This window comes from Fuscovulum ytuae, assembly GCF_029953595.1.
In the GTDB taxonomy this organism is placed as follows: Bacteria; Pseudomonadota; Alphaproteobacteria; order Rhodobacterales; family Rhodobacteraceae; genus Paragemmobacter; species Paragemmobacter ytuae.
Map to the genome: position 1 here is coordinate 3,084,212 of NZ_CP124535.1, position 13,392 is coordinate 3,097,603.

Sequence of the window (13,392 nt, forward strand, 5' to 3'; positions counted from 1 at the left end):
GGATGAGATGAAGCGGATTTCGGGGATGCTTGCGGCGCTGGTCCTTTCTGCGCTGCCAGCCATGGCGGTGGAACTGGGCGATGATGGGCTGCACAAGCCCGAGTGGCTGCGCGAAACCTTCAAGGACCTGCGCGAAGATCTGGCCGAGGCCAACGCCGAGGGCAAACGCCTGCTGATCACGGTGGAACAGCGGGGGTGCATTTATTGCACCAAGATGCATGAAGAGGTCTATCCCGACCCCAAGGTCGATGCCCTGATCCGCGAAAGCTATTTCGTGGTCCAGATGAACCTTTTCGGTGATGTCGAGGTGACAGATTTCGACGGCACTGTGCTGCCTGAAAAAGAGATGGCGATGCGCTGGGGCGTCATGTTCACGCCCACGCTGATCTTTCTGCCCGAAGAGGTGCCTGAGGGCGCAACGGCCGAAGAAGCTGCGGTCGCCATGATGCCCGGCGCGTTTGGCAAGGGCACGACGGCAGCCCTGATGACATGGGTTCGCGACCACCGATATGAGTCGGGTGAGCAGTTCCAGAAGTTCGTGGCCGAGCAGATGGCGCTGGAACAAGCAGGTGAACAGACAGGCGCAAGCGATTGATGTTCCTTCGCATATAGGAATATTCACAGATACATATATTTCTGTTGCATGCGATGGCATCCCGTTGTTATCGTGATGTCAGGGAGAGATCAGGGAGGATCGCAATGACACGCCGGCTTTGGCTGGCGTCGGCAGTGGCCTTTGCCGCTGCCACGCCCGCTTTGTCTGAAATGGCACCCAAAGATGTAGCCTATGTCGAGGGGGCGGTGGAGGCATCGCTGACCGGAACACCGGGCAATCCTGATGAGGGTGTGAAGGTGATGACCACCAACGCCCTTGGGAATTGCGTGGCCTGCCATCAGGTGAACGCAATCCCGAACGTGCAGTTTCCCGGCACCATCGCGCCGCCACTTGACGGTGTGGCGGATCGCTGGTCCGAGGCGCAGCTTCGCGGGATCGTCGCCAATGCCAAGATGACCTTCGAAGGCAGCTTCATGCCGGCCTTCTACAAGACCGAAGGGTTCATACGGCCCGGTGCCGCCTATAGCGGCAAGGCCCCCGAAGGCGACCTGCCGCCGATCCTGTCGGCCCAGCAGATCGAGGATGTCGTGGCCTTCCTGATGACGCTCAAGGAATGACGGCCCGGAACAGAGGCAAGGAGATGACGATGAAACTTTCCAGACGGAATGCCATTTGGGTCGGCTTCGGCGGGATCGCCGCTGCGGCCTTTCCGGGCCTTGGCACGGCGGCCACGGTCGATGAACTGACGGCGGCTTTCACGGGCGGCGCGGCTGCGGGAACCGACGGCATCACCCTGACCACCCCCGAAATCGCGGAAAACGGCAACACCGTCCCGGTCGAGGTCGACGCCCCCGGCGCGGTGGCGATCATGCTGCTCGCCGCTGGCAACCCGGAACCTGCGGTGGCGACCTTCACCTTCGGCCCTGCGGCAGGAAGCCAGCGCGCGGCAACGCGCATCCGGCTGGCAAAGACGCAGGACGTGATTGCCATGGCCAAGATGGCCGATGGTTCCATCGTGCAGGCACAGGCGACGGTCAAGGTCACCATCGGCGGCTGCGGCGGCTGAGATCGGGAAAAGGGAGAGAGACGATGGCAACAGATGCAAAACCCCGCGTGAAAGTGCCGAAATCGGCAGCGGCGGGCGAGGTGGTCACGATCAAGGCCCTGATCAGCCACAAGATGGAATCCGGCCAGCGCAAGGATGCCGAAGGCAAGCTGATCCCGCGGTCGATCATCAATCGCTTCACCTGCGATCTGAACGGGGTGAATGTGGTGGACGTGTCGATCGACCCGGCCGTGTCCACCAACCCCTATTTCGAATTCGACGCAAAGGTCGATGCGGCAGGCGAGTTCAAGTTCACTTGGTATGATGACGATGGCTCCGTCTACGAAGACGCGAAGCCCATCGAAGTCGTCTGAGCGCGAACCGTCGAGGGAGGAGACGCCATGCGCAACGACATCACAAGAATTCTGGCCGCCACGGCCCTTGGCATTGCCCTTTCGGGCACTGCCTTTGCCGATCCAGTTGAGGACAGCCTCGTCGTCGAAACCGATGACGGTGCCATCGAACTGGTCACGTCGGCCCCTGCGCCGGACCACCTGAAGGACGCGGTCGACACGATCTGGTCCGGCTGGCACTACCGCGAGGCCGAAACCCGCGATCTCCAGCGCGATGATTTCGACAATCCGGGCATGGTCTTTGTCGACCGTGGCCTTGACGCTTGGAACAAGGAAATGGGGGCCAAGGGCGAAAGCTGCGCTGGTTGCCACGAAGGCCCTGACAGCATGAAGGGCCTGCGCGCCGTAACGCCGCGCGTCGACGCTGCCACGGGCGAGTTGATGATCATGGAGGATTACATCAACGAATGCGTGACCGAGCGCATGGGCCTTGAGGCTTGGGGCACCACCTCGGACAAGATGAAGGACATGCTGGCGCTGATTTCCATGCAGTCGCGCGGCGAGATCGTGAATGTCGCGATTGACGGACCCGCGGCCTCCTTCTGGGAAAAGGGCAAGGAAATCTACCACACCCGTTTTGGTCAGTTGGAAATGGGCTGCGTGAACTGCCATCAGGATCAGGCCGGACAGATGATCCGGGCTGACCATCTTAGCCAAGGGCAACTGAGCGGCTTCCCGGTCTACCGCCTGAAAGATGCAGGCCTTGTGTCGGCGCAGCAGCGTTTCGTGGGCTGCGTCCGCGACACCCGGGCTGAAACCTTCAAGGCCGGATCGCCGGAATTCAAGGCGCTGGAACTCTATGTCGCGTCGCGCGGCAACGGGCTGGCCATCGAAGGTGTCGGCGTCCGGCACTAGGACCGAAAGACCCGCCCCGACGGCACGCGCGGGGCGGGATCATCACGAAGAAAAGGGGCCAACAGGGCGCGCCATCGGCGCGGTTGGCAGGGCTTTGCCCAAAGGAGACAGGCGAATGATCACGCGGCGCGAATTCCTTCAGGCTTCGGTGGCGGCTTCGGCCATCGTTGGGGTGTCGGGCTTCGGCAACTGGTCGAAACTGGCCGCGCAGCAAGCGCTGACTCAGGATCAACTCCTGGCTTTTGATGATTTCGGCAATGTCACCCTTGTCCATATTACCGACATCCACGCGCAGATGCGGCCGATTTGGTTCCGCGAACCTGAATGGAATATCGGCGTGGGCGATGCCAAGGGGAAACCGCCCCATGTCGTGGGCCGCGCCTTCATCGACATGTTCAACCTGACCCCCGCCTCGCCCGAGGCCTATGCCCTGACTTACGAAGACTTCACCGCGCTGGGCAAGGCCTATGGTCGCATGGGCGGGATGGACAGGGTGGCCACGGTGGTGAAATCGATCCGCGCCGCGCGCCCCGAAGCGCTTATCCTTGACGGCGGGGATACATGGCACGGCTCGATGACCAGTTTCCTGACCAAAGGGCAGGACGTGGTCAACGTCATGAACGCGCTGGGGGTCGAGGCGATGACCAGCCATTGGGAATGGACGCTTGGCACCGAGCGGGTGAAAGAGATCGTCGAAACCCAGCTCAACTTCCCCTTCCTCGGCGCGAATATCTTCGATGCGGAATGGGACGAACCCGCCTTCGAACCCTACACGATCTTTGAACGCGGCGGCGTGCGGATCGCGGTGATCGGGCAGGCTTTCCCCTATCTTCCCATCGCGAACCCGAAATGGATGTTCCCCGAATACAGCTTTGGCATCCGCGAGGAGCGGATGCAGGAAATGGTCGACGAGGTCCGCGCTGCGGGCGTCGATCTGGTGGTTTGCCTGTCCCACAATGGCTTTGACGTCGATCGCAAGATGGCCGGCCGCGTGCAAGGGATCGACGTGATCCTGACGGGCCATACCCATGACGCCATCCCGGAACCGGTCCTTGTGGGTGAAACGATCCTGATCGCCAGCGGCAGCCACGGAAAATTTGTCAGCCGCCTTGATCTGGATGTACGCGATGGGCGGATGATGGGGTTCCGGCACAAGCTGATCCCGATCTTCGCCGATGTCATCGCGCCCGATGCCGATATGGCGGCGCTGATCGATACCGAACGCGCGCCCTTCAAGGATCAGTTGGAAGAAAAGATCGGCACGACCGAAAGCCTGCTTTATCGCCGCGGGAATTTTCAGGGCACATGGGACGACCTGATCTGCGATGCGATCCGGTCGGAACGTGACGCCCAGATCGCCATGTCGCCCGGCGTGCGCTGGGGGGCCTCTCTCATGCCCGGCGATGCGATCACGCGCGAGGATATCCACAACGTCACTTCGATGACCTACGGCGCCTGCTACCGGACCGAGATGACGGGCGAAACCCTGCTTACCATTTTGGAAGACGTGGCCGACAACCTGTTCAACCCCGATCCCTATTACCAGCAAGGCGGCGATATGGTCCGGGTGGGGGGCCTTGGGTTCTCCATCGACGTATCGCAAGACATCGGCAAGCGGATCGGGAACCTGACCCTCACCGATACCGGTGAGGCTATTGAGGCTGCGAAATCCTACACCGTCGCAGGCTGGGCCAGCGTGAACGAAGGCACCGAAGGCCCGCAGATCTGGGATGTGGTGGAATCCCATATCCGCAAACTTGGCACCGTCAGTCTGGACCCGCGCGCGCCGGTCCAGGTGACCGGGATTTGAAAAGACAGAAGAGGACCGTGCGCCGATGGCCGAGGAACGCATGACGACTGATACGAAAACCGAACAACCCGGACCTTCGCGCCGGGGTTTCCTGCGCGGCACGGCATTGGCCGGGGCAGGGCTGGTGGCCGGGGCGGGTGCGGCCCGCGCCGAAGGGCCGGACCCCCTGATCACAGAAGTGCAGGATTGGGCTTCCGCCTTTGGGGATGCGGTGGATGCGACGCCCTATGGGATGCCGATCCGCTTTGAATCCCATGTCACCCGTCGCAATGTGGAATGGCTGACCGAAAGCCCCGTATCGTCGATCAACTTCACTCCGATCCACGCGCTGGAAGGCACAATCACGCCGCAGGGCTGCGCCTTCGAACGGCACCATTCCGGCGCGATTGAACTGTCCAAGCAGGACTATCGGCTGATGATCAACGGGCTGGTGGATCGCCCGCTGGTCTTTACCTACGAAGACCTGACCCGTTTTCCCCGCCATGTGATGACAGCCTTCTGCGAATGCGCGGCCAATGGCGGCATGGAATGGGGTGGGGCACAGCTTGAAGGCTGCCAATTCACCCAAGGCATGATCCACAACATGGAATATACTGGCGTCATGCTGCGTGACCTTCTGGCCGAGGCCGGGGTGCAGACCGAAGGGAAGTGGGTCTATGTCGAAGGGGCGGATGCCTCATCAAACGGCCGGTCCATCCCGATGGAAAAGGCGCTTGATGACGTAATGGTCGCCTTCTTCGCCAATGGCGAGGCGCTGCGCAAGGAACATGGCTATCCCGTCCGGCTGGTCGTGCCGGGCTGGGAAGGCAATATGTGGGTGAAATGGCTGCGCCGGATCGGGGTCTATGACCGCGCGGTGGAAAGCCGGGAGGAAACGTCGAAATACACCGACCTGATGCCCGATGGCCGGGCGCGGAAATGGACATGGGTGATGGATGCCAAATCCGTCATAACCTCGCCCAGCCCGCAGGTGCCGATCCGTCACGGCAAGGGACCACTCGTCATTACCGGTCTGGCATGGTCGGGCCATGGCGCAATAACCCGCGTGGACGTATCGCTGGATGGCGGGCGCAACTGGCAGACCGCCCGCATTTCGGGCGATGCCAAGAAGAAGGCGCTGACGCGCTTCCATCTGGATATCGATTGGGACGGGTCCGAACTCTTCCTGCAATCCCGCGCGGTGGATGAGACAGGCTATGTTCAACCCACCAAACAGGCCCTGCGCGACATCCGCGGCCTGAACAATGTCTATCACAACAACGGCATCCAGACCTGGTGGGTCAAGGCGGATGGGGAGGTCGAGAATGTCGAAATCGCGTAACCTTCTTCTGGCCGCCGGTGCCCTTGCCCTGACCGCCGCGCCCGTAATGGCCGAACCGCTTGGACTGGGCCGTGCCGCCCTTCCCGAAGAAATTGCCGCATGGGATGTGGCGGTGTTGCCCGATGGGCAGGGGCTCAAGCCCGGATCTGGCGACGTGCTGACGGGCGAAGAGGTCTTTGCCGACAAATGCGCCTCGTGCCATGGCGAATTCGCCGAAGGTCTGGACAGTTGGCCCGTGCTTGCAGGGGGCGAGGGTTCGCTCACCGACCGCCGCCCGGTCAAAACCATTGGCAGCTATTGGCCGCATCTCTCCACAGTCTGGGACTATGTCCACCGCTCCATGCCTTTCGGGTCGGCCCAGACGGTCAGCGTGGATGAAACCTATGCGATCACGGCTTTCCTTCTCTACTCCAACGGTCTGGTCGAGGATGACTTCGTCCTGTCGAATGAGAATTTCACCGAAATCGTCCTGCCCAATAATGGCGGCTTCTATCCCGATGACCGCCCTGAAACGGAATACCCCCAGTTCACAGCCGAACCCTGCATGGCGGCCTGTGCCGAAGGCACGGCCCAAGTCACCAAACGCGCCGTCGACCTGAACGTCACGCCACAAGACCCCGACGGCCGGCCGGCAGGCAGCTTGCCCGACCTGCGCGCGGCGGTCGCGGTGGAAAGCGAAGCGGTGGTCATGGAGGCCACAGCCGAGGCAGAGCCCGAAGAACCCGCAGCCGAAACAGCCACCATCGACCTCGCTCTGATCGAGGCGGGCGAGAAGGCCTTCAAGAAATGCGCCGCCTGCCACAAGGTTGGGGATGGCGCCAAGAACGCCACCGGCCCGCAACTGAACGGCGTCGTCAATCGGGCGGCAGGCACGGTGGATGGGTTCAAATATTCCAAACCGCTCGCCGAAATGGCCGCCGCCGGGCTGATCTGGGATGACGCCAGCCTGCACGCTTTCCTTGAAAACCCCAAGGGTTTCATGAAGGGCACCAAGATGACCTTCGCAGGCCTCAAGAAGCCCGAAGAGCGTGCGGCGATCATCGCCTATCTCGCGACCTTCGCCGAGTGATGGGGATGCCGGGCCGCCTTCTTGCCGTTCTGGTCCTGATCGGCGCAGCGGCCCTGCCCGCGCAAGCCGCCGAAATCGGTGATGCAACGCGCGGGGAAGACCTGTTCAAAAAGCAATGCTCCGCCTGCCACCAGATCGGCGAAGGGGCCGAAAATCGCATAGGCCCCCGTCTGAACGGCCTTTTCGGGCGGCGCGCTGGGACGTTGGAGGGGTTCACCTATTCCAAATCCATGTCGCGCATGGGGGCGGATGGACTGACCTGGACGCTTGAGACGCTGGATGCCTATATCCACAATCCCAAGGCCTTGGTGTCCGGCACCCGGATGAACTACCGCGGCATGGCCGATCCGGATGCGCGGAGCGCGCTTCTGGCCTTCCTGCGCGAATGGTCCGACAGGCCACGCGACATCCCCGAGGCCGAACCGACCGCGATCATGACCGATCATGCCGTTGATCCCGCCATCCTCGCCATTCAGGGCGATCCGGATTACGGCGAGTATCTCTCGTCGGAATGCACGACCTGCCATCAGGTCGACGGATCGGATCAGGGCATCCCTTCCGTAACCGGCTGGCCGGAAGAAGATTTCGTCGTCGCCATGCATGCCTACAAAGACAGGCTCCGCCCGCATCCAGTGATGCAGATGATGGCGGGCCGCCTGTCAAATGACGAAATCGCGGCGCTGGCCGCCTATTTCGCAACGCTCAAGTGAACAAGACCTGAGATGCGGGGAAAACCGCATCCGATCCAATCGATTTCAAGGGAGGAAACGCGGATGCAACTGAACAGACGGCTTTTCATTGGGTCAACATTTGCAGCAGGGGCCATGCTTTCTGCTCCGGTGGTTTTCGGACAAGCCAAGCCCCGTGTGGTGGTGATCGGTGGCGGCGCAGGCGGTGCGACCGTCGCGCGCTATCTGGCAAAGGACAGCGATGGCGCGCTGGATGTCACGCTGGTCGAGGCGAACCCGATCTACACGACCTGCTTCTTCTCTAACCTGTACCTTGGCGGCTTCCGCGAATTCGAAAGCCTCCAGCACGGTTATGACAAGGTGGCCGCAGGTGGCGTGACCGTCATCAATGACCGGGCGACGGGCGTCGATCGTGCGGCGCGGACGGTGACCTTGGCAGGAGGTCAGGTCTTGGCCTATGACCGTCTGGTCCTGTCCCCGGGGATCGATTTCCGGGATGGGTCCGTTCCCGGCTGGTCGGCCGATATGCACGCCGAAATCATGCCCCATGCCTATAAGGCCGGGCCGCAGACCCAGCTTCTGAAATCGATGGTCGAAGCGATGCCCGAAGGCGGCACCTTCGCCATGATCGCCCCGCCGAACCCCTATCGCTGCCCGCCCGGCCCCTATGAACGCATCAGCATGGTGGCCCATCTCCTGAAACAAAAGAACCCGACGGCCAAGATCCTGATCCTTGACCCCAAGGAGAAGTATTCGAAGCAGGCGCTGTTCGAAGAAGGCTGGGGCCGCCATTACGATGGAATGGTCGAATGGATCGGCCCTGAATTCGGCGGCGGCGCCGTCGAAGTGCGGCCCGAAACGATGGAAATCGTGGTCGATGGTGAAGTGCAGAAGGTCGATTGCTGCAACGTGATCCCCGGCCAGATGGCTGGCGCCATCGCACAGACCGCGGGTGTCACGGATGAAAGCGGTTGGGCCCCCGTGCATCCCGACAGCATGAAATCCAAGGCAGATGACAATGTCTTTGTCCTTGGCGATTCCAGCGCGCAGGGCGATATGCCAAAATCCGGCTTCGCCGCAAACAGCCAAGCCAAGGTTGCGGCCATGACCATCCGTGCCGACCTGACCGGGTCAAAGGCCTTCCCCGCGAAATACACGAACACCTGCTGGTCTCTGATTGCGCCCGACGACGGGGTAAAGGTCGGGGCGTCCTACGAACCGACGCCTGAAAAGATCGCCTCCGTGGATAGTTTCATCAGTGCAACTGGCGAAGACGCCGCCCTTCGCAAGGCAACCTATGAGGAATCCCTCGGCTGGTATGCCGGGATTACCGCCGACATGTTCGGCTAACCCTATCCTCCCTGACTGGCGGGCATCCCAGCCAAGGGGTGCCCGCACTTTGAAGGACCGCCCCGAAGAACGCCCCGAAGGACCGCGCCATGCTGACACGCCGCCACATCCTTACCACCGCCCCCCTTGCCGCTGCCGCCACGCTGCTGCCCGCGCGGCTTTGGGCCGGATCGACGCTTACATTGGGCGATGTCCAGATCGACACGCTTTCCGACGGTTCGCTTGTCCTGCCCGGCGACTTCATCCTCGGCGGAATGCCTCAGGATGAGGTGGCCGAGATTGTCGCCCGATACGGTCTGCCAACGGATCAACTGACCCCCCCCTGCAATGTGACGCTTCTGCGCGACGGGACGCGGACAGTGCTGTTAGATGTAGGCTCCGGCCCGGATTTCCAGCCAAGCGCTGGCAAATTGGCCGAGGCGATGGATGCGCTTGGCATCGGGGTGGAGGAGGTGACCCATGTCCTTTTCACCCATGGCCATCCTGATCACCTCTGGGGCCTTCTGGATGAATTCGACGAACCGGTCTTCCCTGCGGCGGAATTCGTGATGGGGCAGGCGGAATTCGATTATTGGACTGACCCCGACACCGTGAACAGCATCGGCGAGGCGCGCGCGAGTTTTGCTGTGGGTGCCGCGCGGCGGCTTGCCGTCATCGCCGATACCGTCCGTCTTGTCGGAGATGGAGAAGAGGTACTGCCCGGCATCACCGCCCGCCTGACACCGGGGCATACGCCGGGGCATCTGGCCTATGAGATCGGCTCCGCCGCCGCGATGGTGGTGGGCGATGCAATCGGCAATCATCATGTGGCCTTTGAACGGCCCGACTGGGCCTCTGGCTCTGATCAGGATGCCGATATGGCCGCGACGACGCGCGTGGCGCTTTTGGAACGGCTGGCTGCAGAAGGGATGCCGATGATCGGCTATCACCTTCCCGGCGGCGGCATCGGGCGCGTAGAACAGGCCGCGACCGGCTTCCGCTTTTCCGAGATGTGACACCCTCGTCAGTTCTGCGCCCCGGCCATCACCCCACGCCCTGCCTGATCCACCAGAAAATCGGTCGCCACCGCGCCGATCCACATGCACAAAAGCGCAAGCCAAGCGGTTGCAACGAAAATCGACCCGCCCGTGACACCCGCCCCGATGGCACATCCCCCCGCCAGCATCGCACCAAAGCCCATCAGCACCGCGCCGCCCAGCGAACGGCGCATCTGGCTTTCGCCGTCAAATCCCTGAAGCCGCAACTCTCCCTTCGCCGCCGCGCCAAGGAAGGCCCCTAAAAACACCCCCGGCACCAGCCCGATGTCGAAATCCAACACCGCGCCTTCGGTCAAAAAGAACATAAGCGTATTTGCCGATGGGCCGGAAAAAGTGGCCGAGGTGATGCTGACCGGATCAAAGGCCTGTTGCGATAGGGAAAAGGTCAGAACCCAGCCCAGCGCCACGGCAAAACCCACGCCCGAGGCAAAGACCAGAACCGACCAGCCGATCGCGTTGCGCATCGCCAGCCACAGCGCCAGCGCCGCAAGCGCAAGGCCCAGCGTCAGGCCCGCGGTATCGGGCAGGGCAAGCGCCCCCATCAGGTCGATATTCCGCCCCTCCGGCGTCGTCCACAACCCGGCAAGCCAACCGCGCAGCGGGGCAAGCCAGCCATGCAGCGCCATCTGCGCTGTCACGGCAAAAACAAGGCCCGAAACGACCGACCGCAGATTTCCCGTCGCCGCCAGCACGAGCAGACGCCCGGAACAGCCGCGCGCAAGCACCATACCCGCCCCAAACATCAACCCGCCGATGATCGCCCCCGACCATGATCCGGCCACCGCCATCATCCGCGCCTCGTCAGGGCGAAACAGCCCGGCCAGACGCGCCCCCTGAACCCAGATCACGGCAGTGGAAAAGGTCAAAAGCCAGACCGCCATCCTTGGGCCAAGCTGCCCACGGGCGAATTCCACCGTCGCCGCCCGCAAGCAAAATGAAGATCGCTGCGCTGACAGTCCGAATACGACGCCAACGAATAGGCCAAAGCCTGCCAACAGCACGGGTTCTGAAAAACGGTCTAGCAGAAAAGACAATTCCATGATCAGCGATCGGCCCCTGGCTGGCGAATGACGGTCTTTGTCACTTCAAGCCAAGAAGCATCCCCCGTGCCATGATCTGAATCATGAACGCACCCCGCCGCACCTTGCGCAGTCTGAACGAACCGCCGCGCAGGCCAAAGGCGTTTCGGCAAACTAGACCGATGACAAAACCTTAGGGGCCTGCGGCCCCATCGTCTTTTGCCCGACACGTCGGCCCGACGCCACTTCGAAGAAATGCATATGCTCGACTGCGATGCGCAGGCCGACACGGGCACCGGCCAAAAAGCTGGGGCGTTCGTCGGTTAGGACGGCGACAGGAATATCTTCAAACAGAAGATGACACAGACGAGAGGCCCCCAGTTCCTCAACCATTTCCACCGTGGCATCGAAATCCCCCTGACCGGGACCAAGCAGGAGCGTCTGTTCAGGCCGAAAGCCAATTTGCACCATCTCGTCATCTTCAAGGGCGAGCGCGTCATTGACGGGGATAAGCGATCCGTTTTCCAGCAGGACGCCCCGGCGGGCTTTGCTGTAATGCCCCGGAAGGAAGTTCATGGGGGGGCTGCCGATGAAACCCGCCACATAAAGCGATGCGGGGTGGTCATAGATTTCCCGCGGTGTGCCGATCTGTTCAATACACCCTTTGTTCATCACGACCAACCGATCGGCAAGCGTCATGCCCTCGTGCTGATCATGCGTAACGAAGATGCTTGTCGCGCCAACTTGGTTATGGATGCGACGGATTTCGTGACGCATCTGCATCCGCAGTTTGGCGTCAAGGTTGGAAAGCGGCTCGTCAAAGAGAAAAACCCTCGGCTGACGGATGATCGCTCGCGCCATGGCGACGCGCTGGCGTTGTCCACCAGACAATTGCCCCGGCCGGCGGTCCAGATAATCGCCAAGGCCCACGGATTGCGCCGTGGCCTGCACGCGCGCCGCCCGTTCCACCTTTGGCACACCGGCGACCTTCAGGGCATAACCGATGTTTTCGGCCACCGTCATATGCGGATAAAGCGCATAGTTTTGAAACACCATCGCGCATCCCCGTTCCCGCGGTTCTAGATCATTCACCACGATCCCGCCGATCACGATCTCGCCTGCGCTGATGTCTTCAAGCCCTGCAATCATGCGCAAAAGCGAGGATTTGCCGCAGCCGGACGGGCCAAGGATCACCACGAATTCCCCATTGGCGATATGCAGGTCGATGCCCTGCAAGATTGTGGTCTGGCCATAGGTTTTGGCGGCGTTGCGGATATGGATTTCGGCCATTTCTGCCTCACTTGTCGGTGTTGATCAGGCCGCGCACGAACCAGCGCTGCATCAGGATAACGACGGCCACGGGGGGAAGCATGACGACCAAGGTCGCCGCCATTGCAAGGTGCCATGTCGGTGTCCCGCCGCCGGTGGAAAGCTGATCGGGAACAAGGTCGGAAAGTTGCACCACGACCATCCCGTAATTCGTCCGGTCGGTGATGATCAGCAGCGGCCACAGATACTGGTTCCACGCATAGACGAACATGATCGTAGCCAGTGCCGCGATATTGGTGCGCGACAAGGGGATCAGCACATCCCAGAGAAAGCGGAGAGGTCCCGCGCCATCCATCCGCGCCGCTTCGACCAGATCATCAGGGATCGTCAGAAAAAACTGCCGGTAAAGGAAGGTGCCGGTCGCCGTCGCGACCAGCGGCAGGATCAGACCGGTATAAGAGTTAAGCAGGTTCCATTCGAGGCTGATCTGCACGCCGGACAGGGCGGCGATCACGCCGCTTATCCCGGTTGCATCCAGAATGGTCTGAAATGGGGAAAGCGCATTGGCCGCCACCGCATAGGTCGGGACGATCCGCACCTCAAGCGGCAGCATCAGCGTGATGAAAATCATCCAGAAGATCACCATACGGCCACGGAAGTTGAAAAAGACGATGGCGAAGGCCGTGATGCAGGCCAGCGTGATTTTTCCGACCACCACACCGGTGGCCACGATCATCGTATTGATGAATTTCGGGCCAAAATCTGATTGGGTCCATGCCTCGCGCAGGTTCATGAAGAACTGGTCACCCGGCCAGAACTCTATCGGTGCGCTGTTGACCGCCTGCAATGTGTGGGTCGCGGCAACGAAGGCCAGCCAGATGGGGATCAGGATGATCACCAGACCCGAAATCAGGATAAGATGGGTCAGAAAGTTCAGGATCGGGGTGCGTTCGATCATG

14 protein-coding genes are annotated in these 13,392 nt (G+C 61.5%); 11 read left to right on the forward strand and 3 right to left on the reverse strand.

Features of this window, described 5'->3' with window-relative positions; all coding sequences use genetic code 11:
* The first annotated feature begins 7 nt into the window (after positions 1-7).
* From QF092_RS14875 to QF092_RS14925, 11 genes are all read left to right on the forward strand, one after another.
* Complete coding sequence (locus QF092_RS14875; protein WP_281464997.1) at positions 8-595, forward strand: thioredoxin family protein; 588 nt, start codon at positions 8-10, stop codon at positions 593-595.
* Positions 596-699: 104 nt separating this feature from the next.
* Complete coding sequence (gene soxX, locus QF092_RS14880; RefSeq protein WP_281464998.1) at positions 700-1,173, forward strand: sulfur oxidation c-type cytochrome SoxX; 474 nt, start codon at positions 700-702, stop codon at positions 1,171-1,173.
* Positions 1,174-1,202: 29 nt separating this feature from the next.
* The gene (soxY, locus tag QF092_RS14885) at positions 1,203-1,622 is read left to right on the forward strand and encodes a thiosulfate oxidation carrier protein SoxY (RefSeq protein WP_281465000.1); all 420 of its coding nucleotides are present in this window, start codon (positions 1,203-1,205) and stop codon (positions 1,620-1,622) included.
* Positions 1,623-1,645: 23 nt separating this feature from the next.
* Complete coding sequence (gene soxZ / locus QF092_RS14890; protein WP_281465002.1) at positions 1,646-1,975, forward strand: thiosulfate oxidation carrier complex protein SoxZ; 330 nt, start codon at positions 1,646-1,648, stop codon at positions 1,973-1,975.
* Positions 1,976-2,002: 27 nt separating this feature from the next.
* Positions 2,003-2,869 carry a sulfur oxidation c-type cytochrome SoxA gene (soxA, locus tag QF092_RS14895; protein ID WP_281465004.1) on the forward strand — a complete coding sequence of 289 codons (867 nt, stop codon included), beginning with the start codon at positions 2,003-2,005 and terminating at the stop codon, positions 2,867-2,869.
* A gap of 115 nt (positions 2,870-2,984) precedes the next feature.
* On the forward strand, positions 2,985-4,679 hold the full coding sequence (gene soxB / locus QF092_RS14900; RefSeq protein ID WP_281465006.1) for a thiosulfohydrolase SoxB: 1,695 nt from the start codon (positions 2,985-2,987) through the stop codon (positions 4,677-4,679).
* Between the two features lie 25 nt (positions 4,680-4,704).
* Positions 4,705-6,000: a sulfite dehydrogenase gene (gene soxC / locus QF092_RS14905; protein ID WP_281465008.1), complete on the forward strand. Its 1,296-nt coding sequence runs from the start codon at positions 4,705-4,707 to the stop codon at positions 5,998-6,000.
* The gene (locus QF092_RS14910; protein ID WP_281465010.1) at positions 5,984-7,069 is read left to right on the forward strand and encodes a c-type cytochrome; all 1,086 of its coding nucleotides are present in this window, start codon (positions 5,984-5,986) and stop codon (positions 7,067-7,069) included. The genes soxC and QF092_RS14910 overlap by 17 nt, the downstream gene beginning before the upstream one ends.
* A gap of 5 nt (positions 7,070-7,074) precedes the next feature.
* Entirely contained in the window at positions 7,075-7,779 is a 705-nt protein-coding gene (locus QF092_RS14915) for a c-type cytochrome (protein ID WP_281465012.1), read from the forward strand.
* A gap of 63 nt (positions 7,780-7,842) precedes the next feature.
* Positions 7,843-9,108 (forward strand): NAD(P)/FAD-dependent oxidoreductase, encoded by a 1,266-nt coding sequence (locus tag QF092_RS14920; protein ID WP_281465014.1) that lies wholly within the window; start codon positions 7,843-7,845, stop codon positions 9,106-9,108.
* A gap of 89 nt (positions 9,109-9,197) precedes the next feature.
* A complete protein-coding gene (locus QF092_RS14925; protein ID WP_281465016.1) occupies positions 9,198-10,103 on the forward strand; it encodes an MBL fold metallo-hydrolase in 906 nt (301 codons plus the stop codon).
* Positions 10,104-10,111: 8 nt separating this feature from the next.
* Here the strand turns inward: QF092_RS14925 and QF092_RS14930 are convergent, their stop codons facing one another.
* The 3 genes from QF092_RS14930 to QF092_RS14940 all read right to left on the reverse strand — a co-directional run bounded on the left by QF092_RS14930 (position 10,112) and on the right by QF092_RS14940 (position 13,391).
* Positions 10,112-11,185 (reverse strand): YeeE/YedE family protein, encoded by a 1,074-nt coding sequence (locus QF092_RS14930; protein WP_281465018.1) that lies wholly within the window; start codon positions 11,183-11,185, stop codon positions 10,112-10,114.
* A gap of 153 nt (positions 11,186-11,338) precedes the next feature.
* Positions 11,339-12,454 (reverse strand): ABC transporter ATP-binding protein, encoded by a 1,116-nt coding sequence (locus tag QF092_RS14935; RefSeq protein WP_281465020.1) that lies wholly within the window; start codon positions 12,452-12,454, stop codon positions 11,339-11,341.
* A gap of 7 nt (positions 12,455-12,461) precedes the next feature.
* Entirely contained in the window at positions 12,462-13,391 is a 930-nt protein-coding gene (locus QF092_RS14940; RefSeq protein WP_281465022.1) for an ABC transporter permease subunit, read from the reverse strand.
* Position 13,392 lies beyond the last annotated feature (1 nt).